The organism is Dyella sedimenti, from assembly GCF_022760995.1.
Lineage (GTDB): Bacteria > Pseudomonadota > Gammaproteobacteria > Xanthomonadales > Rhodanobacteraceae > Dyella > Dyella sedimenti.
Window position 1 is genome coordinate 80,506 of sequence record NZ_JAKWJO010000004.1, and the last position, 22,113, is coordinate 102,618.

A 22,113-nucleotide genomic window follows, 5' to 3' on the forward strand; every position below is an offset into this window, starting at 1 on the left:
ATGACGGCCTTTCCCCCGATCAGCCCGCGATCAGGCGATTGAGCCGCTGCACGAACGCCGCCGGGTCCGGCAACTGCGCGCCGGCGGCGATCTCGGCCTGGTCCAGCAGCAGGTTGGCGAGATCGGCGGCCTTCGCCGGATCGCTCTCGCCTTCCACGCGCCTGAGCAATGGATGCTGCGGGTTGATCTCCAGCGTGGGCTTGCTCTCGGGCATGTCGTGGCCGGCTTCGCGCAGCAGGCGCGCCAGGTGCGGGGCCATCTCGTAATCCGACAGCGCCAGGCACGAGGGCGAATCGGTGAGGCGCGCGGACACCCGCACTTCGCCCACGCGGTCGCCCAGCAGTTCCTTGAGCTTCCTCAGCAGCGGCTCGGCGGCCTTGCTGGCCTCTTCCTGCTGCTTCTTGCCGGCCTCGTCCAGCGGCAGCTCGCCCTTGGCCACGTTGCGGAGCTTCTTGCCGGCGTACTCGTGGAAGCTGCCCAGCATCCATTCGTCGACGCGGTCGAACATCAGCAGCACTTCGATGCCCTTGGCCTTGAACATCTCCAGCTGCGGACTGCCCAGTGCCGCGGCATAGCTGTCGGCGGTGATGTACCAGATCGTGTCCTGGCCCACCGCCATGCGGCCGATATAGTCGTCCAGTGACACGGTCTGGCCGGCGCCCTCGCCCTTGGTGGAAGCGAAGCGCAGCAGCCTGGCGATGCGCTCGCGATTGGCCGCGTCCTCCACGATGCCTTCCTTGAGCGTATTGCCGAAGGCCTTGTAGAAGGTGGCGAACTTCTCCGGCTCCTCACGCGCGAGCTTCTCGATGAGGTCGAGCACGCGCTTGACGCAGGCGGCGCGGATGCGCTCGAGCTGGCGGTTGTGCTGCAGGATCTCGCGGCTGACGTTGAGCGGCAGGTCATCCGCATCCACCACGCCACGCACGAAGCGCAGGTAGTTGGGCAGCAGTTCTTCCGCCGCATCCATGATGAAAACGCGCTTGATGTAGAGCTTCAGGCCCTTGCGCTCGTCGCGGCCACCCATCATCAGGTCGAACGGCGGCTGCGCGGGGAGGTACAGCAGCGTGGTGAAGCTCTGGCTGCCCTCCACGCGGTTGTGCGTCCATGCCAGCGCATCGTTGAAGTCGTGGCCGAGCGACTTGTAGAAGCTCTGGTAGTCCTCGTCGGAGATCTCGCCGCGCGGCTTGGTCCACAGCGCCGAGGCATCGTTGACGGTCTCCCACTCACCGGTGGGCTTGCCGTCCTTTTCCACCGGCAAGCGGATCGGGAAGGCCACGTGGTCGGAGTACTTGCGGACCAGCGAGCGCAGCTCCCAGCCCTTGAGGAACTCGTCCTCGTCGGCCTTCAGGTGCAGGATCACCGAGGTGCCGCGCTCGGGCAGCTCGGCCTGGGCCAGGTGGTATTCGCCCTTGCCGTCGCTTTCCCACCGCACGCCCTCGCCCGCCGGCAGGTCGGCACGGCGGCTGAGCACGGTGACGCGGTCGGCCACCACGAAGGCGGAATAGAAGCCCACGCCGAACTGGCCGATCAGACGCGCGTCGGCCTTCTGCTCGCTGCTCATCGCCTCCAGGAAACGGCGCGTGCCCGAGTTGGCGATGGTGCCGATGTTGGCCACCACCTCGTCGCGACTCATGCCGATGCCGTTGTCGCGCACGGTGAGCGTGCGCGCCTCGGGATCCCAGCTCACGTGGATCTGCAGCTCGCCGTCGCCGGACACCAGGCCGGGATGGGCGATGGACTCGAAACGCAGCTTGTCACAGGCGTCGGACGCGTTGGAGATCAGCTCGCGCAGGAAGATTTCCTTGTGCGAGTACAGCGAATGCGTGACCAGGTGCAGTACCTGGGCGACTTCGGCTTCGAATTTGCGGGTTTCGGACGCGGCGTTCGTCATACGTGGAAGACTCTTGCGGATATCGGGCACATGGGAAGGTGACACAAGCGAAGGGGCCGACGAGTCGGCCCCCACGCTACCCGCCCCGGGGAAAGGGCGGGTGAAGAAAATCAGGTGTTGGCCGGGGCGTTGCGCAGCGCGGCAATGCGCTCTTCCAGCGGCGGATGGCTCATGAACAGGCGCTTGAAGCCCGTGGCCAGGTGGCCGGAGATGCCGAACGCGGCGATGGTCTGCGGCAATGTGCTTTCGCCGTGCTGCACCTGCAGGCGCTGCAGAGCCGAGATCATCGCACTGCGGCCGGCCAGCCGGGCGCCCGCCGCGTCGGCGCGGAACTCGCGCCAGCGCGAGAAGGCCATCACGATCATCGAGGCGAACAAGCCGAACACCAGCTGCAACACCATCACCGAGGCGAAGTAGCCGATGCCGCCGCCATCGCGGTCGCGGCCGCCGGACAGCCAACTGTCCACCAGGCGGCCGACGATGCGGGCCGCGACGATCACCAGGGTGTTCACCACGCCCTGGATCAGGGTCAGCGTAACCATGTCGCCGTTGGCCACGTGGCCGATCTCGTGGCCCAGCACCGCGGCGACCTGCTCGCGGTCCATCTGCTGCAGCAGGCCGGTGCTCACCGCCACCAGCGAGCTGTTCCTGGTCATGCCGGTGGCGAAGGCGTTCATTTCCGGCGCGTCGTAGATGGCCACCTCGGGCATGCCGATGCCCGCGTTCTGCGCGTGGCGGCGCACCGTTTCCACCAGCCAGCGCTCGGCCTCGTTCTGCGGCTGCCCGATCACGCGGGCGCCGGTGGCCATCTTGGCGGTCCACTTGGACATGGCCAGCGAGATGAAGGCGCCGCCCATGCCGAAGATGGCGGCGTAGACGAGCAGGCCCTGCATGCCGCCGTAGCCACGGGCGGCGGCCCACTGGTCGACGCCGAACAGGTGGCAGACGATGCTCAGCAGGAACAGGACGGCGATATTGGTAAGCAGGAACAATGCGATGCGGCGCATGGCTGTCTCTTGGCAGTCATGAAGGAACACGGACGGCTCTCACCGTCCCCCAAGGATCGTGGCGAAATCTTGCGGTTTCAAGGCCACCCCGACGAGAACGCCGCCGACGCATGCCGATGCTTCATCGGAACGTCAGCCAGCCTGCGGACGCCGGCGTCCTCCGTACAATGACGGGATGACCTATCGCGGACGTTTCGCCCCTTCTCCGACCGGCCATCTGCATTTCGGTTCCCTGGTGGCCGCGGTGGGCAGCTGGCTGTGCGCGCGCCATGCGGGCGGGCAATGGCTGGTGCGGGTGGAGAACATCGACCCGCCACGCGAGATGCCGGGCTCGGCCGAGAGCATCCTCGCCGCGCTGCCGGCCTTCGGCCTGGCGGCGGACGCGCCGGCGCTGTTCCAGTCCAGCCGGCTGGCGGCCTACGACGACGCCTTCGAGCAGCTCAAGGCGGCCGGCCTGGCGTTTCCCTGCTGGTGCAGCCGCAACGACCTGGCCGGCGGCCTGCACCTCGACGGCCACTGCCTGGCCCCGCCCAACCCGCAGCGCCCGCCCGCCTGGCGGCTGCGCGTGCCCGACCAGGAGATCCGCTTCGAGGACGCCCTGCAGGGACCGCAGGTACAGAACCTGCGCACCAGCGCGGGCGACTTCGTGATCCGCCGGGTGGAAGGCCTCTACGCCTACCAGCTCGCCTGCGTGGTGGACGACGCCTTCCAGGGCATCACCCAGGTGGTGCGCGGCAACGACCTGCTGGACTCCACGGCACGGCAGATCCACCTGCAGCGCTGCCTGGGCCTGCCCACGCCGGACTACCTGCACCTGCCGCTGGCGCTGGACGGCAGCGGCCGTAAGCTGTCCAAGTCCGGGCAGGCGCATCCGGTGGACCCTACCCAGCCGCTGCCCGCACTGCGCCGGGTGCTCGATTTCCTGGAACTGCCGGTCCACGCCAGGGCGCGAACCCCCGCCGAGCTGCTGGACCACGCGCTTGCGCATTTCGATCCGACATTTTTGCCGCACTGCAGCGAACGAATCGCAGCATAAACGGCTATAAAGAACATCCTTCGTGATCCGTCGTGCAAGTCCGGCAGGAATGCGCGCCCTCCGACGACATCCTGCCACGTAGCGCGCGCTAGACATGTCGCCGCTCCGACCGCACGATCCGGGTCACAACCGCATCAGCATCTTTTGGAGAACAGGCATGACGCAGCGCACGGCATTGGTCACTGGCGGCACGGGCGGGATCGGCACCGCGATCCTCCGCTACCTCGCCCGCCAGGGGCACCGGGTCGCCACCAACTACCGCGACCAGGCCAAGGCGGAAGCGATAAAGGAGCTGATGGCGAAGGAAGGCATCGAAGTGATGCTGGTGCCGGGCGACGTGAAGGATCCCGACTCCTGCGAAGCCATGGTGCGCATCATCGAGGGCGCGCTGGGCCCGGTGGAGATCCTGGTCAACAACGCCGGCATCACCCGCGACACCACCTTCCACAAGATGACCTACCCGCAGTGGATGGAAGTGGTGAACACCAACCTCAACGCCTGCTTCAACGTCACCCGCCCGGTGATCGAGGGCATGCGGAACCGCAAGTGGGGCCGCATCGTGCAGATCAGCTCGATCAACGGCCAGAAAGGCCAGTACGGCCAGGCCAACTATGCCGCCGCCAAGGCCGGCATGCATGGCTTCACCATCTCGCTGGCGCAGGAAAACGCCAAGTTCGGCATCACGGTGAACACCGTCTCGCCCGGCTACGTGGCCACCGACATGGTGATGGCCGTGCCGGAGGAAGTGCGCGAGAAGATCGTGGCGCAGATCCCGGTGGGTCGCCTGGGCAAGCCCGAGGAGATCGCCCACGCCGTGGCCTTCCTCACCGGCGAGGACGCTGCCTGGATCACCGGCGCCAACCTGGCGATCAACGGCGGGCATTACATGGGGTGGTAAGGAGTCGGCCGCGGGAGCGGCCGGCCACACCGCTTGTTGCTCGCGCGGCTAGCGGTTCAACAACTTTTCCATCACCTTCCCCACCGCCGCGAAGGCGAAGGCGCCGGTGACGTGGGTGGCGGCGCCCAGGCCGCCGCCGCAAGCAAGGTTGAATGCCTCCGTACCGTTGGCGACCGGCGGTCGCGTGCCGCAGACGGTGCCGTCCGGCTGCGGGTACTGCACGTTCTGCAGCGAGTACACCGCCGACACGCCGAAATAGCGGTCCGGGTTGCGCGGGAAGCCGAAGTCCTGGCGGAGCTTCTTGCGGATCAGGCTGAACATCGCATCATGCTCGGTGCGCGACAGGTCGCGCACGCGGATCTGGGTTGGATCGGTGCGCCCACCTGCGGAGCCCACCGTCACCATCGGCAGCTTGCGGCGGCGGCACCAGGCGATCGCCTCCAGCTTGACGCGGAACGCGTCGCAGGCGTCCAGCACCACGTCGTAGCCGCGGTCGAGCAGTTCGTCCAGGGTCGAGGGGGTGAGGAAGCGTTCGATCGCATCCACGCGAATCGCCGGGTTGATCGCCCGCAGGCGCCGCGCGATCACCGCGACCTTGGGCTTGCCGTATTCGCCATCCAGCGCGTGCAACTGGCGGTTGGTGTTGGATACGCAGACCTCGTCCGCGTCGATCAGGGTCAGGCGCCCCACGCCACTGCGCGCCAGCGCCTCGGCGGCCCACGAACCCACGCCGCCGATGCCGATCACGCAGGCATGGCTTTGCGCCAGCCGGTCCACGCTGCCCACACCGTACAGGCGCTCCACGCCGGCAAAGCGCTCGCGTGGCCAGGCCACGGCGCGCTCATTGGCCGCCGGCTCGGCCGCGAGCGCGGCCACACCTTCTGACTGCTTCACAGGAACCATCCAAACTATTGACGACACGGCATTTTAGCGGCTGCCCTGCGCCAGCGCAGCCGACCCGCTGGAAGCCCGGGTTATGCTTGCCGCCTTCCATCTCCACGCGGAATCCCTCGCATGCGCAATGCCCTGTTGATCGTGCTCGGCCTGGCCATCGGCATCATCGGCACCGTGTTCGCCATGAACGCACTGCGCCAGCGCGAGCCGCTGTCGCACGCGGTGATGGCCTTGATGGCGCACCACGCCGGCGCGCTCGGCCAGGCGGTGAAGGCGAAGCAATGCGATGCCGAGCAATCGCAGCTGCATCTCACCCGCCTGCTGGCGACCTCGTCCGACATCAAGGATGCCTTCCCGGGCGCCGACCAGCCCTTCCTGGACGAGATCGCCAAGCTGCGCGAGCACATCCAGGCCGCGCTGCAGGCGGCGCCCGCCGACTGCAGCGCGCTGGCCAAGGCGATCAAGCCGATCGGCGATACCTGCGAGTCCTGTCACCAGCAATACCGCTGAACGCCGCCTCATTCCCCCCTCACTGTGGGAGTGCACCCTGTGCGCGACTGCGGCGCCTCGTTGTAAATGCGTCGCGCACAGGGTGCGCTCCCACAGAAAAAGATCACGGTTCGTCAGAGCTTGATCCGGCCGCGCAGGATCTGCCAGTACATCACCCAGTCGCCCATCAGGCTGTAGAGCGGATGGGTGAAGGTGGCGGGCCGGTTCTTCTCGAATACGAAGTGGCCGATCCAAGCGAAGCCGTAGCCTGCCACCGGCGCCAGCAGCAGCCACCAGGCGTTGCCGGTGGCCAGCGCCACCACGATCACCGCCAGCACCAGGCTGCTGCCGGCGAAATGCATGCGACGACAGGTGCGGTCGCGGTGCTCGCCCAGGTAGAACGGATAGAACTCGCGGAAGCTGGCAAAGCTGGACATGCGGCGCCTCGATAATCCGATGGCGCCAGCGTAATCCCGCTGGCGCCGCGATGCATGCGCGGCCGCAGCATCGTCTCAGGTCCAGACTCAGGCCGGCAGCGGGATGAATTCCTGCTCGTCGCCGACGACCGTGCCCATGCGCTGCGCGGCCCAGTCGGCCTTGGCCTGCTCGATGCGCTCGCGGCTGCTGGCCACGAAGTTCCACCACAGGTGGCGTTCGCCATCCAGCGGCGCGCCGCCGAACAGCATCACCCGGCTGGCTATGCGCGCGCGCAGCGGCGGCGAACTCTCGCCGACCTGCACCGCCGCCTGCATGGGCTTGACGGCCACGCCGTCCCACTCCACCTCGCCATCGACCACGCATACGCCGCGCTCGGCGTGCTCGGGCGGCCACGGCAATTCGGCGCCCGCTTCCAGCGTGGCCTCGACAAAGAACATCGGGGCGAACACCTTCACCGGCGACGCCTGCCCATGCGCGGTGCCGGCGATCAGCACCAGCCTGGCGCCGGGCAGGTCGATGCGCGGCAGCTCACCGGCGCCGTGATGGTGGAATTCCGGCTCGACCTCCGCGTCCTTCTGCGGCAGCGCCACCCAAACCTGGATGCCGTGCGCGCGCAGGCCACCGCCGCGCGCCTCGGGCGGCGTGCGCTCGGAATGCACGATGCCGCGGCCGGCGGTCATCCAGTTCACCTCGCCGGGACGGATGTCCGCAATACTGCCCAGGCTGTCGCGGTGGCGGATGACGCCCTCGAACAACCAGGTCACCGTGGCCAGGCCGATATGTGGGTGCGGCCGCACGTCCATGCCCTTGTCGCCCAGGAAGGTCACCGGCCCCATGTAGTCGAAGAACACGAACGGACCCACGTGCCTGGCCTGCAATACCGGCAGCAGGCGGCGCACCTGGAAACCGTCGCCCAGATCGTGCACGCGGCCATCGATCAATGTCGGTTGCTGTTCCATCACGGCTCCTGGGGGATTTACCACGCCCGCTGGTATTGCACCGGTGCGCTGATCGCCACGCCAAGCTCCTGCGCGGCACGGCGCGGGAAATAGGGATCGCGCAGGCTCTCGCGCGCGATCAGCACCACGTCGGCGGCGCCCTCGTCGATGATGCGTGCCGCATGTGTGGATTCGGTGATGAGGCCCACCGCGCCGGTGGCGATGCCCGCCTCGCGGCGGATCCGCGCCGCGAACGGCACCTGGTAGCCGGGCGCCAGCGGGATCTTCACGTGCGGCACCAGGCCGCCGCTCGATGCATCCACCAGGTCCACGCCGAGTGCTTTCAGTTCGCTCGCCAGGCGCACGCTCTGCTCGACGTCCCAGCCGCCCTCGGCCCAGTCGGTGGCGGAGATGCGCAGCCACAGCGGCAGGTGCCCGGGCCACACTTCGCGCACGGCGGCGATTACCTCGCGCACCAGCCGCGTGCGGTTCTCGAAACTGCCACCATAGCCGTCGCTGCGCTGGTTGCTCAGCGGCGACAGGAACTGGTGCAGCAGGTAGCCATGCGCGGCATGCAGCTCGATCAGTTGGAACCCCGCCGCCAGCGCGCGACCGGCCGCCGCGCGGAAATCCGCCACCACCTGGGCGATGCCCGCCGCATCCAGCGCCTGCGGCACGTGCCAGTGCGCGTCGAACGGGATCGCCGAGGGCGCCACCGTCTGCCACGCACCCGCCCCGGGCGCCAGCGGGTGGCCGCCCTCCCACGGCGGCAGCACGCTGGCCTTGCGGCCCGCATGGGCGAGCTGGACGCCGGCCACCGCGCCCTGCGAGGCGATGAAGCGCGCGATGGGTTGCCAGGCAGCGGCATGGGCATCGCTCCACAGGCCGACGTCGCCCGCCGAGATGCGCCCTTCGGGCGATACCGCGGTGGCCTCGGCGATCACCAGCGCCGCGCCGCCCACGGCACGGCTGCCCAGGTGCACGAGGTGCCATTCGGCGGGAATGCCGTCGGTCGCCGAGTACTGGCACATCGGCGAGATCACCAGGCGATTGCGCAGGCTGAGGCTGCGTTGGGCGAATGGCGTGAACAGGTTCATGGGCTTCAGGTCCTGGGAAAGCATCCGTCCCACATGCTGGCACGGGAGGGCGGCTTCAAGATGACGCGCCCAGCCAATGGGCGATCCGCTCAGCCACCGGCACCGGCGTCTTCATCCAGCCGAAATGATCGGCCGGCCGGCCATCGAGGTCCCCGGGCGTGAGCACTTCCTGCGTGGCATGGCTGCGCGGCAACTTGCCGAGCAGCCATGCCAAGGAGGCCCGCGGCGCCAGCCAGTCGTCGCTCAGGCGCAACGCCAGCACCGGTAGCGCCAGGGCGGCCAGGCGCTGCTCCAGGCCCTCCTCGATGCCGGCCGCGGCGTAGCGCCCCGTGCGGCCGCTGCGTGCCCAGTCAGCGATGAGACTGCGCGCCTCGTTGCCACCGAAGCCGATGCGGCGCCCGGGCAGATATCCCATCATGCGCGCAAGCCAGGGCGCCAGGACCAGGCTCAGCCATACCAGCCTGGCGTGACGAAAACCGCGCCAATAGGGCGCACCGCTGGCCACCATCACGAGGCCCGCGGCCTGGGCGGGATGCAGGGCGGCGTGCAGCGTGGCGATCTGTCCGCCCAGGCTGTGCCCGCCGAACCAGTAGCGCGTGCCCGGCAGGACCGCCTGCACGGCGGACACGCCCGCCGGCAGATCCTGCCGCAACAGCTCGCGATATCCCCAATCGTCATGTCGGCCTGCGCGATGGTTGCTCGAACCGATGCCCCGCCACTCATGGATGGCCATGGCCACGCCATGCATCGCCAGCGCCTGTGCCAATGGCAGGTATTGCCGCGCGGACACGCCCAATGCCGGCAGCCAGTACAGCACTTCGCGAACCGGACCCGCCGGCCGCTGCAGCAACACCTCGGCCGTGGCCCCATCAGCGGCGACGGCATGCCGCGCCTCGACGGCAGGGAGTGTCGATTCATCAACCACGGAAGCGCTCATCGATGCCATGCCATTGCCGACGGAAAGCACAGCAGGCTAGCCAAACCGGAGGCGACGAAAAAGCCCGGCGCAGAAAAAGGCCGGCATGCGCCGGCCTTTTTCCGATGGAAAACCAAACCATGCTCAGGCGGGCGTGACCTCGTCGGCCTGCAGGCCCTTCTGGCCCTGCACCACCTTGAAACTCACTTTCTGCCCCTCTTTCAGGCTGCGGAACCCCGAGCCGCTGATTGCCCTGAAATGCACGAAGACGTCTGGGCCGCTTTCGCGACTGATGAAACCGAAGCCCTTGGCGTCGTTGAACCATTTGACAGTGCCAACTTCACGATCCGACATGACTCACTCCGATCTGCTCGATGCTGAGACAAGTCAGCCTCCCCTATGGCCGACGGCTTACTGGGCATGCAGGGATCGGGTGAAGCGATGTGGACCCTCGCGGGTCGCGCATCGGGCACGCACGTGACCGAGCAACCACAGTGAATCCAGCATAACGGATTTCTTTAATGCAAGTGAACGGCTTTTCGCATTTTCACATTTCAACGACGTTTGTATAAAAAACAAAAAAGCCAGGCATCGCTGCCTGGCTTTTCATTGCGTTATTGAAAACGCTTTTTAGGCCGGGTTCACTTCGTCGGCCTGCAGGCCCTTCTGGCCCTGCACGACCTTGAAGCTGACCTTCTGGCCTTCCTGCAGGCTCTTGAAGCCGGAGCCCTGGATCGCGCGGAAATGCACGAAGACATCCGGGCCGTTGTCGCGGCTGATGAAGCCGAAACCCTTGGCGTCGTTGAACCACTTGACGGTACCGATCTGACGATCAGACATGTAAATCACTCCATAGGATTGAACAGACTCAGCCTGGACGACATGCCCTGGCCGGCTTACTGGTGTGCTAGGAAACCCTAGGGGTGAGGCGATGAAGCTAGATCGAGATCAGGCGGCATCGGGTCACAAAACTCTGGTGACCCCGGCAAACACAGTGGCGTCATCATAACCTCTCCTTTTGCACAAGGCGAATCCGGGTTTGCCGAAACTGAATGGAAGCCCACTTCCCGGCGCCATGAAAGGTTTGATTTTCACCTTGCCTTCCCGTTTTATCCCGCTTATTCAAAACCTGTCCCGCGCCTTGTCCGGCAAGGCATGGCGGGAAGGCGCACAGGAGAAACCAGAAATGCCATGCCACTACCGTCCCGTCCTGGCCATCCTGCTCATGGCGGACCTGATCCTGGCTGGCTGCGCCAACAAGCCGCAGGCCACCCATCCTACCCACCACACCGCCACGGCCGCCCAGGCCGGCGGCAGCGCTCCGGCATCGAAGACGGCCGGCTTGCCGCAGAACACCGGCATCGCGGCCTGCGACGACTACCTGGCCAGCTATATCGCCTGCCACCAGGCGGCGGGCATCTACCGGCCCGACCAGATCGAGCCGCGCTACCAGGCCATGCGCGATAGCCTGCTGCGCGATTCGCAGGATCCGAACGTTCGCCCTCAGATGAGCACCCGGTGCACGGCGCTGGCCACGCAATTGCGCGAGGCATTGCATGGGAAATCCTGCGCGCCGGTGCCCACCGCGCCGTCCGGCGGCGCCTCGCGCTAAGAGCCTGTTCACGGTCTCCCCGTAGCCCGCGCGGCGATCGTGAACAGGCTCTAACGGCTCGCTTCGCGCAGCGCAGCCCGCAAGGCGCCCGTCATGCCGGCGGGACGGCTGCGTTCCAGGCGCACCGCCGGGGTGCCGTGCCAGCGCGCGGTCGCGGCGATGGCCTGTGCGACATCCTGCAGCAACCGCGGCGACGCCTCTACGTCGGGCTCGAGGAAAAAAGCCTTGATTTCGAATACGCCCTCGCGTCGGTGCGCTTTCGCGTCCAGCCGCCCCACCAGCCGCCCCCGATGCAGGATGGGCAGCACGTAGTAGCCGTAGCGGCGCTTCGGCGCGGGCACATAGCACTCGATGGTGTATTCGAAGCCGAACAGCGCCTGCGCGCGCGCACGGTCCCAGACGACCGGATCGAACGGCGAGAGCAGGGCGGTATGCGTGGCGCGCAAGCGTCCCTGGCCCGCCTGTTCCAGCAGCGCGCGATGATCGCGGTGCACGTAGGCCGGCGCCGCCCAATCGGCGACCCGCGCCTCGAGCAATTCGCCGGAAGCGACCAGTGGCGCCAGCTCGCGCTCGGTGACGGCGGGCTTCAGGCGATGGTAGTCGGCGATCCAGCGCGCCTGCGCGATGCCCAGCGCGTGCACGCTGTCGAGGATGAAATGACGCCGCAACCCAACATGGTCCCAGGCACGAACCGACGGATCGGGTGGCGGGTCGAGCTTGGCCACCACGCGTTCGGTGAGGTCGTAGACGCGCTGGAAACGCTCGCGCCGCGTCACCATCAGTTCGCCCAGCGCGAACCAGGCCTCCAGCCAGCGCTTCTCCGGCTTCCATGACCACCAGCCGCCGGCGCCGCGCTTCTCGCCCTCGAAATCCGCGGCGCGCACCGCGCCCAGCTCGCGGATGCGCGCCAGCATCGCGTCCATGCCCTCGCGGTATTCGCGATGCATGCGGGCCGCATGCTTGGACGACCAGTGGGCCGAGCGCTGCTGGCGCCAGGCCTGGTGCAGCGGCCACGCCGCCGCCGGCACGAAGCAGGCCTCATGCGCCCAGCATTCGGCGATGCGCCCGTCCTGCAGGGCTTCGTCCAGCCATTGCGGCTCGTAGTGGCCCAGTCGCGAATGCAGCACCAGGTACGGGCTTCGTGCCACCACGTGGATGCTGTCGATCTGCAGCAGCCGCATGCGCGCAATGGCCGCTACCACATCGCCTGCCTTGGCGCGTGCGGGCGGACGCCGCAACAGCCCCTGCGCCGCCAGGTGAAGCCGCTGCGCCTGCGCCAGGCTCAATTCGGTGGCTGGCACGGGTGAAGGCTCCGACAACGCTAACGACGGTTTCACGCGTTGCCCATGCCGAAATTGAGGTGGCATTTATCCCGCCTTTGCTAGCGTTGCTGTCAGCGCGAAGGAATCCATCGCAGCCATGCGGCCATGCGCTTCCGTTTGCGCCCATCCGTCCACAAGCCAAGCATTCTGGCATGGAGCAAAGACGATGAAAGCCCGCAAACCCCTACTTGCCATCCTCACCGCCGGATCGCTGCTGTTCGCCGGCACCCTGCTGGCCCAGGACCAGTCCGTGCCCGAGTCCACCGCCGGCACCGCGGCACAGCACAGCGCGCAGTTCAACACGGCCCAGGGCCAGGTGACCATCAACTCCGTGGTGCCGCCAGCGGCCTCCGGTCCCGCGCCCAGCTTCGAACAGCTTTCCGGCGGCAAGCGCTACATCACCGAGGAGCAGGCATCGGCCTATCCGCCGCTGGCCAATGATTTCAGCTACGTCGACAAAGGCCATACCGGCCACATCAGCAAGGAACAGTACGAGCGTTGGGCGAACAACCAGTAAGATGACGCCCCGGGCGGGACGAGCCAGGGCCCGCCCCGCCGCCGCACCGCCCTTCGCAGGGCGCGGCCGCACCCACATGGATGGAGCCGATGATGCGATTGATCCCGCTGGTCGCCGTGACTCTCGCGCTGGGCCTGCCCGCCCGCCTCGCGTGGGCGCAGAACCCGAACCCGATGGACATCCGCGCCTGCACGGCCATCGAGACCGATGCGCAGCGGCTGGCCTGCTACGACCGCGCCACGGGCCGGGACAACATGCCCGCCGCGCAGAAGAAAACCGAAGCCGCCACTACGGCGAAGCCACCGGGCGAGGTGTTCGGCCACGAGACGCCGCAGGTCGCGCAGGCGCCGTCCGGCGAATCCCCGGCCAGGCCGCTGTCGCTGCTGGACAGCCGCTGGGAGCTGACGCCGGAGAGCAAGCTTGGCACCTTCAACCTGCGCGGCTACAAGCCCATCACGGTGATGCCGGTATTCGCCACCAGCAACCAGAACGAGCAGCCGCGCAGCCCCAATCCCAACAACACCGTGACCACGCCGCAGGACCTGGACAACATCGAGGCCAAGTTCCAGCTGAGCCTGAAGACCAAGGTATGGCAGGGTGTGTTCGGCGACGCAGGCGACCTATGGGTGGGCTACACCCAGTCCTCGCGCTGGCAGGTCTACAACAAGGATCTCTCGCGTCCGTTCCGCGAGACCAACTACGAGCCCGAGGCCATGCTGGTGTTCAACACCGACTACCAGCTCGCCGGCTGGGATGGCCGGCTGGCCGGCATCGGGTTCAACCATGATTCCAACGGACGATCCGACCCGCTGTCGCGCAGTTGGAATCGCGTGATGGGTTATTTCGGCTTCGAGCGCGATGGCTGGACGGTGGTGGTGCGGCCGTGGTGGCGCGTGCCCGAGGGCGGCCGGGACGACGACAACCCCGACATCAGCAACTACATGGGCCGCGCGGACATGCAGATCGTGCACGAATGGCACGGCCAGGAATTCGGCCTGATGCTGCGCCACTCGCTGCGCGGCGGCAGCGAGAGCCACGGCGCGGCGCAATTTACCTGGGCCTTCCCCATCGCCGGCAACCTGCGCGGCTACATGGAGCTGTTCAAGGGCTATGGCGAAAGCCTGATCGACTACAACCACAACGCCACCTACCTCGGCGTCGGCGTGTCGCTGCTCGACTGGTATTGAGCGGTAGGCGCACTCCCGCGCGGCGACGCGCGGGAGTGTGGCGGCGGTCAGTGATGGTGGCCGCCTTCGCCGTGCACATGGCCGTGCGCGAGCTCTTCCTCGCTGGCCGGGCGCACCTCGGTCACTTCCACGTCGAAATGCAGGGTCTGGCCGGCGAGCGGATGGTTGCCGTCGATGTGCACCTTGTCGTTCTCGACCTTCGTCACGGTGACGTTGATGACGCCCTGCGGGCCGCGACCCTGGAACTGCATGCCCGGCTGGATGTCCTCCACGCCCTGGAAGGCCTCGCGCGGCACTTCCTGCACGAGTTCGGCGTGGTGCACGCCGTAGCCTTCTTCCGGCGCCACGTCGACCTTGAACTGGTCGCCCACCTGGCGGCCTTCCATCGCCTTCTCCAGGCCCGGCACGATCTGGCCGACGCCCTGCAGGTACACCAGCGGCTCACGGCCCTGCGAGCTGTCGAGCACCTGGCCCTGGTCGTCGGTGAGCGTGTAGTGGAAGGAAACGACGGCGTTCTGTGCGATCTGCATGATGTTCTCGATAGGGGGAAAGAGGCCCCGGCAAGCGCCGGCGCGAGGGGCCAAGATTAACAGACCGGCCTCGTGCGCACCGGCGCCGGATTGGCGATACTTCGCCCATGGGCACGCTGCCATACCCGCTACGCCGCATCCTCGGCGTCCTTCTGGGCGCCGCGATGGCGGGTTTGGCGCCTTGCCCGGACGCGCCGGCCGCCACGCCGCAAGCGGCGCCGCCGGCCTCGCTCTCCCTCCCCGCTTCCCTGGCCCAGCAGATCGAAAGCCTGATCGGCCAGCCGCGCTTCGCCGGCGCCGGCTGGGGCATCTCGGTGATCTCGCTGGACAGCGGACGGGTGCTCTACGCCCACCATGCCGACCAGTTGTTCCAGCCCGCCTCCACCGCCAAGCTGTTCACCGCCGCGGTGGCGCTGAGCGAGCTGGGCGCCGACTACCGCATCCCCACCCGCGTGCTCGCCAGCGGCGAGATCCATGGCGGCACGCTCGACGGCCCCCTGATCCTGTATGGCATGGGCGACCCCACCCTGGGCGCCGACGCGGCTACGCTTTCCTGGCCCGATCAACTGGCCGGGCAACTGGCGGCGCAGGGCCTGCGCCGGGTGCGTGGCGACCTGATCGCCGATGCCACCTATTTCGCCGGGCCGGTGACAGGTACCGGCTGGGAGGCGATCGACCTGCAGAGCTGGTTCGCCGTGCCGGCCAGCGCGCTGAGCGTGCGCGAGAACCTGGTCGACGTCACCGTGACGCCCGCCGCCGTCGCCGGCAGCCCGGCCCTGGTCAGCTTCGACCCGGCCGGCGCCATGCCCCGCGTGGTCAGCGAGATCACCACCGGCGCGGTCCGCTCACGCAACGACGTCAACCTGTATCGTGCTCCGGGCGACGGCGTGCTGTACGCGTTCGGCAACATCGCGGAAAAATCGCCGACGCAGAATTACCGGCTGGCGCTGCCCGATCCGGCTGCCTACGCCGGCGACCTGCTGGCGGAGGCGCTGTCACGGCACGGCATCCACCTGGACGGCAAGGTGGTGCCGCTGCAATGGCCGCGCCGCGATCCCGCCCTGCTGGCCCAGCCAAGGACGCTGGCCGAGGTGCTGTCGCCGCCGGTGGGCGAGATCCTCTCGCGCGGACTCAAGCGCTCGCAGAACCTGTACCTGCAGAACCTGCTGCAGTTGGCCGGCGTCAGGGCCCAGACCGAGGCGGAACAACGCGAAGGCAGCGCCGGCTTCCTCACCAGCGAGCGCTGGGGCATCCGCGCCATGCACCAATTGCTGGAACAGATCGGCATCGCACCGGCGGCCAGCCTGATCGAGGAAGGCACCGGGCTTTCCCGCCGCAACCTGGCCACGCCCAATGCGATGGCGCGCCTGCTCGCCTTCCTGGCCTCGCAACCGTACGCGTCCATCGTGCAGGACGCACTGCCGGTCGCCGGCGTGGACGGCACCCTGCAGGGGCGCATGCGCAACACGCCCGCGGAGAACAACGTGCGGGCCAAGACCGGCAGCATGAGCTTCGTGCACTGCCTGGCCGGCTACGCTACCACTGGCGACGGCGAGCGGCTGGCCTTCGCCATCATGCTCAACAACTACGATCCGCCACCCGGCTCGCCCAGCGCCAGCCGCGACCTCGATGCGATCGCGGTGATGCTGGCGGGTTTGAGGGAGCGCGACCGCGAGGCCGCCGCCTCACCGAGCGTGGCCAGTCACCCGGCCAACTGAGCCTGCACGTCCCGGCCGATCTTCTCCGGCGTGTCGGTGGGCGCGTAGCGCTTGACCACCTGCCCGTCGGGGCCGACCAGGAACTTGGTGAAGTTCCACTTGATCGCCTCGCTGCCCAGGATGCCCTTGCCCTCGCGCTTGAGCCACCGGTAAAGCGGATGGGCGCCCTCCCCGTTCACCTCGATCTTGGCGAACATCGGGAAGCTCACCTCGTAGTTGGTCGAGCAGAACTGGCGGATCGCCGCCTCGTCGCCTGGTTCCTGGTGGCCGAACTGGTCGCAGGGGAAACCCAGCACCACCAGCCCTCGCTCGCGCTGGGCCCGCCACAGGGCCTCCAGGCCCTCGTACTGCGGGGTGAAGCCGCACTTGGAGGCCACATTGACGATCAGCAGGGTCTTGCCGCGGAACTCACTGAGCGAACGCTCGTTGCCGTCGATGTCGCGGGCGGAAAAATCGTAGACGGACGTCATGGCGGCGATCCTCGCAAAGGGAACGCTCAGTCTAGCCGCACGCATGGCGCCATGGCACATGCCGTATGCTTGCCACCCACCGGCAGCCGCCGGCGCCAGCCCCGGGGCCCGCGCCTCAGGTATCTTGCAAAGGTATCCCGTGATCAGATTCCAGGCCGTCCACAAATCCTACCGCGTCGACGGCAGGGACGTCCCCGCCCTGCAGCCCTTCAGCCTGGACATCGCCGATGGCGAGGTATTCGGCATCATCGGCCATTCCGGCGCCGGCAAATCGACGCTTATACGGCTGATCAACCTGCTCGAGCGCCCCAGCGGCGGGCGTATCCAGATCGGCGGGGTGGAGATGACCACGCTCAACGACGCGCAACTGCGCCGGGAGCGCCAGCGCATCGGCATGATCTTCCAGCACTTCAACCTGCTGGCCTCGCAGACCGTGGCCGAGAACGTGGCCTTTCCTCTGCGCCTGGCCGGCGAGCGCGACGCTGGCGCAATCCGCCGCCGCGTGGAGGAACTGCTGGCCCGCGTGGGACTCACCGCGCATGCCGACAAGCATCCCTCGCAGCTCTCCGGCGGCCAGAAGCAGCGCGTGGGCATCGCCCGGGCGCTGGCCAACCATCCGTCGATCCTCCTGTGCGACGAGGCCACCAGCGCGCTGGATCCGCAGACCACCGCCTCGGTGCTGGACCTGCTGGCCGAGATCAATCGCGAGCTGAAACTCACCATCGTGCTGATCACCCATGAGATGGACGTGGTCCGCCGGGTCTGCGACCGCGTGGCCGTGCTCGACGCCGGCAGCATCGTGGAAAGCGGTTCGGTGGCCGACGTGTTCCTGCATCCCCGGCACCCGACCACGCGCCGCTTCGTCAACGAGGCGCTGCCGGAGGAAGCGGCCGGGGAACAGGCTCCGTTCGCCCATGTGCCGGGCCGCATCCTGCGCCTGTCGTTCCGCGGCGAGGCCACCTGGACCCCGGCGCTGGGCCGCGTGGCGCGCGATACCGGGGTGGACTTCAACATCCTGGCCGGCCGCATCGACCGCATCAAGGACCTGCCCTACGGCCAGCTCACCCTCGCCATGCAGGGCGAACGCGTGGACGAGGCAATGGCCAGCCTGCGCGAGGCCGGCATCGAGGTCGAGGAAGTCACCGCATCGTCGCCGGAGGACCACGCATGAGCGCGCTGCTGCAAACCCTGTTCCCCAACATCGACGACTGGGGCGAACTCGGCCAGGCCTGCATCGACACCCTGCTGATGCTCGGCGGCTCGCTGCTGCTCACCGTGCTGATCGGCCTGCCGCTGGGCGTGCTGCTCTACCTCACCGGCAAGGGCCAGCTGCGCGCCATGCCCAAGCTGTACGCGGCGCTGTCGCTGGCGGTGAACATCCTGCGCTCGATTCCCTTCATCATCCTGATGATCGTGCTGATGCCGCTGACCTACGTGCTGGTCGGCACCAAGCTCGGCATCCGCGGCGCCATCCCGCCGCTGGTGATCGGCGCGGCGCCATTCTTCGCGCGGCTGGTGGAGACCGCGCTGCGCGAGGTGCAGCGCGGCGTGATCGAGGCCAGCCAGGCGATGGGCGCCAGCACCTGGCAGATCGTGCGCCACGTGCTGCTGCCCGAGGCCCGCGGCGGCCTGATCGCTGGCACCACCGTCACCGCCATCGCCCTGGTCGGCTACACCGCGATGGGCGGCGCCATCGGCGCGGGAGGCCTGGGCGACCTGGCCTACCGCTACGGCTACCTCAGCTACAAGTCCGACTACATGCTGGTGACCGTGGTGCTGCTGATCGTGCTGGTGCAGCTGCTGCAGATGCTGGGCGACCGCATCGTCGCGCACTACACCCGCCACTAGCCGCGGCTTTGCATCCGGCGGTATGGATGGCTACTCTGGCGGGCCGCACCCAAGGCCACTGTCATATGACGATGTTGCATAAGCTCATAGCCACCCTCGCCGCGCTGGTCCTGCTCGCGGGCTGCTCGTCCTCGCAGCCCGGCGGCGACGCCGGCAGCCAGAAGCTGGTGGTCGCGGCCACCGCCGTGCCGCACGCGGAAATCCTCAAGCAGGTCAAGCCGATCCTGGCCAAGGAAGGCGTGGACCTGGAGATCAAGGTGTTCGCCGACTACGTGCAGCCCAACGTGCAGGTGCTTGAGAAGGCGGTCGATGCCAACTACTTCCAGACCAAGCCCTACCTGGACGCCTTCAACCGCGAGCGCGGCACCAACCTGACCATCGTCACCGGCGTGCACATCGAGCCGTTCGGCGCCTACTCGCGCAAGCTCAAGTCCATCGACCAACTGCCCGACGGCGCCACCGTCACCATTCCCAACGATCCGAGCAACAACAGCCGCGCCCTGCTGCTGCTGGCCAAGCACGGCATCATCACCCTGAAGGACCCCGGCAACGAGCTGTCCACGCTCAAGGACATCACCGCCAATCCCAAGCAGCTGAAGTTCCGCGAACTGGAAGCGGCCATGCTGCCACGCACGCTGGACGAGGTGGACCTGGCCCTGATCAACACCAACTACGCCCTCGCCGCCGGCCTCAACCCGACCAAGGACGCGCTGCTGATCGAAGGCAAGGACTCGCCCTACGTGAACTACCTGGTGGCCCGCCCGGACAACAAGGACGACCCGCGCATCCAGAAACTGGCCAAGGCGCTGACCAGCCCGGAGATCAAGGCGTTCATCGAGCAGAAGTACCAGGGGGCGGTATTGCCGGCGTTCTGAGAGCCTGGGGCTGGGTAGGCGCGTAACGCCCCGTCCTTGCCCGTCATCCCGGCCTGCACCGGGATGACGGGCACAAAGAGCGGGGCGTCAGCCCCGCTCCCCCATCTCCGCCGGAATCTCGAACACCTGCCGCAGATACGCCACGTACGCGCTGTCCTCGCACATGTTCTTGCCCGGCGTATCGCTGATCTTCGCCACCGGCTGGCCGTTGCAGCGGATCATCTTGATGACGATCTGCAAGGGCTCCGGGCCGACGTCGTTGGTGAGGTTGGTGCCCACGCCGAAGGCCAGCTGGCAACGCCCGCGGAAGTGCTGGTACAGACTCATCACCTTGGGGATGTCCAGGCCATCGCTGAACACCAGGATCTTGGTGCGCGGGTCCACGCGGTTGGCGCGGTAATGCGCCAGCACGCGCTCGCCCCAGGCGAACGGGTCGCCGGAGTCGTGGCGGGTGCCGTCGAACAGCTTGCAGAAGTACATGTCGAAGTCGCGCAGGAAGGCGCTCAGGCCATACACGTCCGACAGCGCGATGCCGAGGTCGCCACGGTATTCCTTCGCCCAGGTCTCCAGCGCCGCCACCTGCGAGTCGCGCAGGCGCGGGCCCAGCGCTTGGTGCGCCTGCAGGTACTCGTGCGCCAGCGTGCCCAGCGGGGTCAGGCCCAGCTTCCAGGCCAGCCATACATTGCTGGTGCCGGCGAACTGTTTGCCCAGGCCGTCGTGCAGGGTGGCTACCACTTCCTCCTGCCACGCGCGCGAGAAACGCCGGCGCGTGCCGTAGTCGGCGATCCGGCAATCCGCATAGCCCTCGCTGTCGCGCAGCAGGGCGATCTTCTCGCGCAGGCGGCGGCGTCCCTCGGCGAGGTCGAGCCCCGGCTGGGTGTTGCGGAAGTACACCTCGTTGACGATTGCCAGCAGCGGCACCTCGAACAGGATGGTGTGCAGCCACGGGCCACGGATGCGGATCTCGATCTCGCCCGGGCCATCCTGGGCCGGGTGAATCTGTACGTACTTGGTATTGAGCTGGAACAGGCCGAGGAAATCGACGAAGTCGCTCTTGATGAAGCGCCAGCCGCGCAGGTAGGCCAATTCCTCCTCGGTGAAGCGCAGCGAGCACAGCTGGACCAGCTCGGCGCGGATCTCGTCGATGTAGGGCACCAGGTCGATGCCGGGGTTGCGGCACTTGAACTTGTATTCGACCTGCGCGGCCGGATAGTGGTGCAGCACCACCTGCATCATGGAGAACTTGTACAGGTCGGTGTCGAGCAGGGAGGTGACGATCATCGATCACTCGCGGGGCGCGGTGGGAGTGGGCATTATCCCTGCCACGGCAAGGCCGGCGCGAGCCTTCCGCCAAACGCGGGCAAATAAAAACCCCGATAGCCAGGGGAGGGGCTATCGGGGTTTTGTCAGGCCGGTCGCAATTTAAAGAGGGGAATGGACCGACCCCCCAGTGGCACGATGCGGCTGCGCCACTTCCTGTCGCCGTCACGGCGATACGATTCCTTAGTGTGGCCTGGCCCGCTCTGGTTCAAGGGGCCGCGGCGTTCCATTCAGCTTTCGGCAAGCCACCCCTACAATCGGGGCTTTACCGGACAGGACACCGATGCCCATGCCTACGCTGCTGCGCCGCCTGAGCCTGCTCCTGCTATGCCTGGCCCCGCCCCTGCACGCCGCCCAGCTCACCATCGACCTCGGCCATGGCGCACGCTCCCTCGGCACCGAGCAGTTGCTGGCGCGCGGCGACGCGCGCCAGCTCACCATCCCCGATGACGTGGCCTTCAAGCGACCCATGCGCTATCGCGCCGTGCTGCTGAAAGCCCTGCTGGAAGGCGCGAGAGCGGAAGACACCCTGCTTTTCGTGGCCACCGACGGTTTCGCGGTGGAGATTCCCGCCGCGCTGGTCCTGCGCGCCCACGGCTCGGAAGCCTGGCTGGCCATCGAGGAACCCGGCCATCCCTGGCCACCGCTGGCCGGGGGCAAGGGCGCCGCCGGGCCGTTCTACCTGGTGTGGACGGATCCGGGCGCGATGAAGATCAGTCCCGAGCAGTGGCCCTTCCAGCTCGCCTCGATCCGGCGCCTGCCGCCGGTGGCGGAACGCTTCCCCGCCATCCGGCCCGACCCGGCGCTCAAGCCCGATAGCGAGGTGAACCGGGGCTTCGCGGTGTTCCAGCGCACCTGCTTCGCCTGCCATACCTTGAATGGCCAGGGCGACGCCCGGCTGGGACCCGACCTCAACATTCCGCACAACCCGACCGAATATCTGCGCGCGGACCTGCTGCGCGCCTATATCCGCGATCCCCAGTCGCTGCGCCGCTGGCCGCAGGCGCGCATGCCGGGTTTCGACCGGCAGGCGCTGGCGGATGCCGACCTGGATGCGCTGCTGGCCTACCTGCGCCATATGGCGGGACGCAAGGCGCAACCCTGACGCCG

The 22,113-nt window shown here is 67.7% G+C and carries 24 protein-coding genes; 11 read left to right on the top strand and 13 right to left on the bottom strand.

Going from position 1 to position 22,113, the window contains the following annotated elements; genetic code table 11:
• Positions 1-19: 19 nt before the first annotated feature.
• Both htpG and htpX read right to left on the bottom strand, forming a co-directional pair.
• The gene (htpG, locus tag MJ605_RS10430) at positions 20-1,891 is read right to left on the bottom strand and encodes a molecular chaperone HtpG (RefSeq protein WP_243041457.1); all 1,872 of its coding nucleotides are present in this window, start codon (positions 1,889-1,891) and stop codon (positions 20-22) included.
• Positions 1,892-2,001: 110 nt separating this feature from the next.
• Entirely contained in the window at positions 2,002-2,898 is an 897-nt protein-coding gene (gene htpX, locus MJ605_RS10435) for a protease HtpX (protein ID WP_243041458.1), read from the bottom strand.
• A gap of 175 nt (positions 2,899-3,073) precedes the next feature.
• On the opposite strand from htpX, the gene gluQRS reads away from it, so the two are divergent.
• Together gluQRS and phbB are read left to right on the top strand one after the other, a co-directional pair.
• On the top strand, positions 3,074-3,934 hold the full coding sequence (gene gluQRS / locus MJ605_RS10440) for a tRNA glutamyl-Q(34) synthetase GluQRS (protein ID WP_243041459.1): 861 nt from the start codon (positions 3,074-3,076) through the stop codon (positions 3,932-3,934).
• A gap of 157 nt (positions 3,935-4,091) precedes the next feature.
• Positions 4,092-4,832 (top strand): acetoacetyl-CoA reductase, encoded by a 741-nt coding sequence (gene phbB, locus MJ605_RS10445; protein WP_243041460.1) that lies wholly within the window; start codon positions 4,092-4,094, stop codon positions 4,830-4,832.
• 48 nt (positions 4,833-4,880) lie between these two features.
• On the opposite strand, the gene MJ605_RS10450 is transcribed toward phbB, so the two are convergent.
• On the bottom strand, positions 4,881-5,708 hold the full coding sequence (locus tag MJ605_RS10450; RefSeq protein ID WP_243041703.1) for a tRNA threonylcarbamoyladenosine dehydratase: 828 nt from the start codon (positions 5,706-5,708) through the stop codon (positions 4,881-4,883).
• Between the two features lie 138 nt (positions 5,709-5,846).
• On the opposite strand from MJ605_RS10450, the gene MJ605_RS10455 reads away from it, so the two are divergent.
• The gene (locus MJ605_RS10455) at positions 5,847-6,236 is read left to right on the top strand and encodes a cytochrome c (protein WP_243041461.1); all 390 of its coding nucleotides are present in this window, start codon (positions 5,847-5,849) and stop codon (positions 6,234-6,236) included.
• A gap of 113 nt (positions 6,237-6,349) precedes the next feature.
• Here MJ605_RS10455 and MJ605_RS10460 read toward each other — a convergent pair whose 3' ends face one another.
• From MJ605_RS10460 to MJ605_RS10485, 6 genes are all read right to left on the bottom strand, one after another.
• Positions 6,350-6,652 (bottom strand): Mpo1-like protein, encoded by a 303-nt coding sequence (locus tag MJ605_RS10460; protein WP_243041462.1) that lies wholly within the window; start codon positions 6,650-6,652, stop codon positions 6,350-6,352.
• Positions 6,653-6,739: 87 nt separating this feature from the next.
• Positions 6,740-7,612 (bottom strand): pirin family protein, encoded by an 873-nt coding sequence (locus MJ605_RS10465; protein WP_243041463.1) that lies wholly within the window; start codon positions 7,610-7,612, stop codon positions 6,740-6,742.
• A gap of 17 nt (positions 7,613-7,629) precedes the next feature.
• Complete coding sequence (locus MJ605_RS10470; protein ID WP_243041464.1) at positions 7,630-8,688, bottom strand: NADH:flavin oxidoreductase/NADH oxidase; 1,059 nt, start codon at positions 8,686-8,688, stop codon at positions 7,630-7,632.
• A 55-nt stretch (positions 8,689-8,743) separates the two neighbouring features.
• A complete protein-coding gene (locus tag MJ605_RS10475; RefSeq protein WP_243041465.1) occupies positions 8,744-9,625 on the bottom strand; it encodes an alpha/beta hydrolase family protein in 882 nt (293 codons plus the stop codon).
• 123 nt (positions 9,626-9,748) lie between these two features.
• A complete protein-coding gene (locus tag MJ605_RS10480) occupies positions 9,749-9,958 on the bottom strand; it encodes a cold-shock protein (RefSeq protein WP_114239386.1) in 210 nt (69 codons plus the stop codon).
• Between the two features lie 276 nt (positions 9,959-10,234).
• A complete protein-coding gene (locus MJ605_RS10485; protein ID WP_243041466.1) occupies positions 10,235-10,444 on the bottom strand; it encodes a cold-shock protein in 210 nt (69 codons plus the stop codon).
• Positions 10,445-10,790: 346 nt separating this feature from the next.
• Between MJ605_RS10485 and MJ605_RS10490 the strand changes: the two genes are divergently transcribed.
• Positions 10,791-11,216, top strand: coding sequence for a hypothetical protein (locus MJ605_RS10490; protein WP_243041467.1), 426 nt, complete (start codon positions 10,791-10,793; stop codon positions 11,214-11,216).
• A 50-nt stretch (positions 11,217-11,266) separates the two neighbouring features.
• On the opposite strand, the gene MJ605_RS10495 is transcribed toward MJ605_RS10490, so the two are convergent.
• Positions 11,267-12,517 (bottom strand): winged helix-turn-helix domain-containing protein, encoded by a 1,251-nt coding sequence (locus MJ605_RS10495; RefSeq protein WP_243041468.1) that lies wholly within the window; start codon positions 12,515-12,517, stop codon positions 11,267-11,269.
• A gap of 187 nt (positions 12,518-12,704) precedes the next feature.
• On the opposite strand from MJ605_RS10495, the gene MJ605_RS10500 reads away from it, so the two are divergent.
• Together MJ605_RS10500 and MJ605_RS10505 are read left to right on the top strand one after the other, a co-directional pair.
• Positions 12,705-13,055, top strand: a complete 351-nt coding sequence (locus MJ605_RS10500) for a hypothetical protein (RefSeq protein WP_243041469.1) — start codon at positions 12,705-12,707, stop codon at positions 13,053-13,055.
• Between the two features lie 92 nt (positions 13,056-13,147).
• Positions 13,148-14,242, top strand: coding sequence for a phospholipase A (locus MJ605_RS10505; RefSeq protein WP_425601004.1), 1,095 nt, complete (start codon positions 13,148-13,150; stop codon positions 14,240-14,242).
• Between the two features lie 47 nt (positions 14,243-14,289).
• On the opposite strand, the gene MJ605_RS10510 is transcribed toward MJ605_RS10505, so the two are convergent.
• A complete protein-coding gene (locus MJ605_RS10510; protein ID WP_279237527.1) occupies positions 14,290-14,772 on the bottom strand; it encodes an FKBP-type peptidyl-prolyl cis-trans isomerase in 483 nt (160 codons plus the stop codon).
• Positions 14,773-14,879: 107 nt separating this feature from the next.
• Here MJ605_RS10510 and dacB point away from each other — a divergent pair, with 107 nt between their 5' ends.
• A complete protein-coding gene (gene dacB / locus MJ605_RS10515; protein WP_243041471.1) occupies positions 14,880-16,490 on the top strand; it encodes a D-alanyl-D-alanine carboxypeptidase/D-alanyl-D-alanine endopeptidase in 1,611 nt (536 codons plus the stop codon).
• Here the strand turns inward: dacB and MJ605_RS10520 are convergent.
• Positions 16,475-16,960 (bottom strand): glutathione peroxidase, encoded by a 486-nt coding sequence (locus tag MJ605_RS10520; RefSeq protein ID WP_243041472.1) that lies wholly within the window; start codon positions 16,958-16,960, stop codon positions 16,475-16,477. The genes dacB and MJ605_RS10520 overlap by 16 nt on opposite strands.
• Positions 16,961-17,099: 139 nt before the next feature.
• On the opposite strand from MJ605_RS10520, the gene MJ605_RS10525 reads away from it, so the two are divergent.
• The 3 genes from MJ605_RS10525 to MJ605_RS10535 all read left to right on the top strand — a co-directional run bounded on the left by MJ605_RS10525 (position 17,100) and on the right by MJ605_RS10535 (position 19,683).
• On the top strand, positions 17,100-18,131 hold the full coding sequence (locus MJ605_RS10525) for a methionine ABC transporter ATP-binding protein (RefSeq protein WP_243041473.1): 1,032 nt from the start codon (positions 17,100-17,102) through the stop codon (positions 18,129-18,131).
• Positions 18,128-18,808 carry a methionine ABC transporter permease gene (locus tag MJ605_RS10530; RefSeq protein WP_243041474.1) on the top strand — a complete coding sequence of 227 codons (681 nt, stop codon included), beginning with the start codon at positions 18,128-18,130 and terminating at the stop codon, positions 18,806-18,808. The genes MJ605_RS10525 and MJ605_RS10530 overlap by 4 nt, the downstream gene beginning before the upstream one ends.
• A 65-nt stretch (positions 18,809-18,873) precedes the next feature.
• Positions 18,874-19,683, top strand: a complete 810-nt coding sequence (locus MJ605_RS10535; protein WP_243041475.1) for a MetQ/NlpA family ABC transporter substrate-binding protein — start codon at positions 18,874-18,876, stop codon at positions 19,681-19,683.
• Positions 19,684-19,770: 87 nt separating this feature from the next.
• Here MJ605_RS10535 and pncB read toward each other — a convergent pair whose 3' ends face one another.
• Positions 19,771-20,964, bottom strand: coding sequence for a nicotinate phosphoribosyltransferase (pncB, locus tag MJ605_RS10540; protein WP_243041476.1), 1,194 nt, complete (start codon positions 20,962-20,964; stop codon positions 19,771-19,773).
• Positions 20,965-21,292: 328 nt separating this feature from the next.
• On the opposite strand from pncB, the gene MJ605_RS10545 reads away from it, so the two are divergent.
• Complete coding sequence (locus MJ605_RS10545; protein WP_243041477.1) at positions 21,293-22,108, top strand: cytochrome c; 816 nt, start codon at positions 21,293-21,295, stop codon at positions 22,106-22,108.
• The last annotated feature ends 5 nt before the right edge of the window (positions 22,109-22,113 follow it).

Bases quoted from the DNA above. Each gene is read 5' to 3' on its own strand.
- htpX (WP_243041458.1), bottom strand. From the start codon at position 2,898: ATGCGCCGCATCGCATTGTTCCTGCTTACCAATATCGCCGTCCTGTTC.
- MJ605_RS10505 (WP_425601004.1), top strand. From the start codon at position 13,148: ATGCGATTGATCCCGCTGGTCGCCGTGACTCTCGCGCTGGGCCTGCCC.
- MJ605_RS10510 (WP_279237527.1), bottom strand. From the start codon at position 14,772: ATGCAGATCGCACAGAACGCCGTCGTTTCCTTCCACTACACGCTCACC.
- MJ605_RS10465 (WP_243041463.1), bottom strand. From the start codon at position 7,612: ATGGAACAGCAACCGACATTGATCGATGGCCGCGTGCACGATCTGGGC.
- MJ605_RS10545 (WP_243041477.1), top strand. From the start codon at position 21,293: ATGCCTACGCTGCTGCGCCGCCTGAGCCTGCTCCTGCTATGCCTGGCC.
- phbB (WP_243041460.1), top strand. From the start codon at position 4,092: ATGACGCAGCGCACGGCATTGGTCACTGGCGGCACGGGCGGGATCGGC.
- MJ605_RS10520 (WP_243041472.1), bottom strand. From the start codon at position 16,960: ATGACGTCCGTCTACGATTTTTCCGCCCGCGACATCGACGGCAACGAG.
- MJ605_RS10470 (WP_243041464.1), bottom strand. From the start codon at position 8,688: ATGAACCTGTTCACGCCATTCGCCCAACGCAGCCTCAGCCTGCGCAAT.
- htpG (WP_243041457.1), bottom strand. From the start codon at position 1,891: ATGACGAACGCCGCGTCCGAAACCCGCAAATTCGAAGCCGAAGTCGCC.
- dacB (WP_243041471.1), top strand. From the start codon at position 14,880: ATGGGCACGCTGCCATACCCGCTACGCCGCATCCTCGGCGTCCTTCTG.
- MJ605_RS10535 (WP_243041475.1), top strand. From the start codon at position 18,874: ATGACGATGTTGCATAAGCTCATAGCCACCCTCGCCGCGCTGGTCCTG.
- MJ605_RS10485 (WP_243041466.1), bottom strand. From the start codon at position 10,444: ATGTCTGATCGTCAGATCGGTACCGTCAAGTGGTTCAACGACGCCAAG.
- MJ605_RS10460 (WP_243041462.1), bottom strand. From the start codon at position 6,652: ATGTCCAGCTTTGCCAGCTTCCGCGAGTTCTATCCGTTCTACCTGGGC.
- MJ605_RS10455 (WP_243041461.1), top strand. From the start codon at position 5,847: ATGCGCAATGCCCTGTTGATCGTGCTCGGCCTGGCCATCGGCATCATC.
- MJ605_RS10480 (WP_114239386.1), bottom strand. From the start codon at position 9,958: ATGTCGGATCGTGAAGTTGGCACTGTCAAATGGTTCAACGACGCCAAG.
- MJ605_RS10490 (WP_243041467.1), top strand. From the start codon at position 10,791: ATGCCATGCCACTACCGTCCCGTCCTGGCCATCCTGCTCATGGCGGAC.
- MJ605_RS10475 (WP_243041465.1), bottom strand. From the start codon at position 9,625: ATGAGCGCTTCCGTGGTTGATGAATCGACACTCCCTGCCGTCGAGGCG.
- gluQRS (WP_243041459.1), top strand. From the start codon at position 3,074: ATGACCTATCGCGGACGTTTCGCCCCTTCTCCGACCGGCCATCTGCAT.
- MJ605_RS10500 (WP_243041469.1), top strand. From the start codon at position 12,705: ATGAAAGCCCGCAAACCCCTACTTGCCATCCTCACCGCCGGATCGCTG.
- pncB (WP_243041476.1), bottom strand. From the start codon at position 20,964: ATGATCGTCACCTCCCTGCTCGACACCGACCTGTACAAGTTCTCCATG.
- MJ605_RS10530 (WP_243041474.1), top strand. From the start codon at position 18,128: ATGAGCGCGCTGCTGCAAACCCTGTTCCCCAACATCGACGACTGGGGC.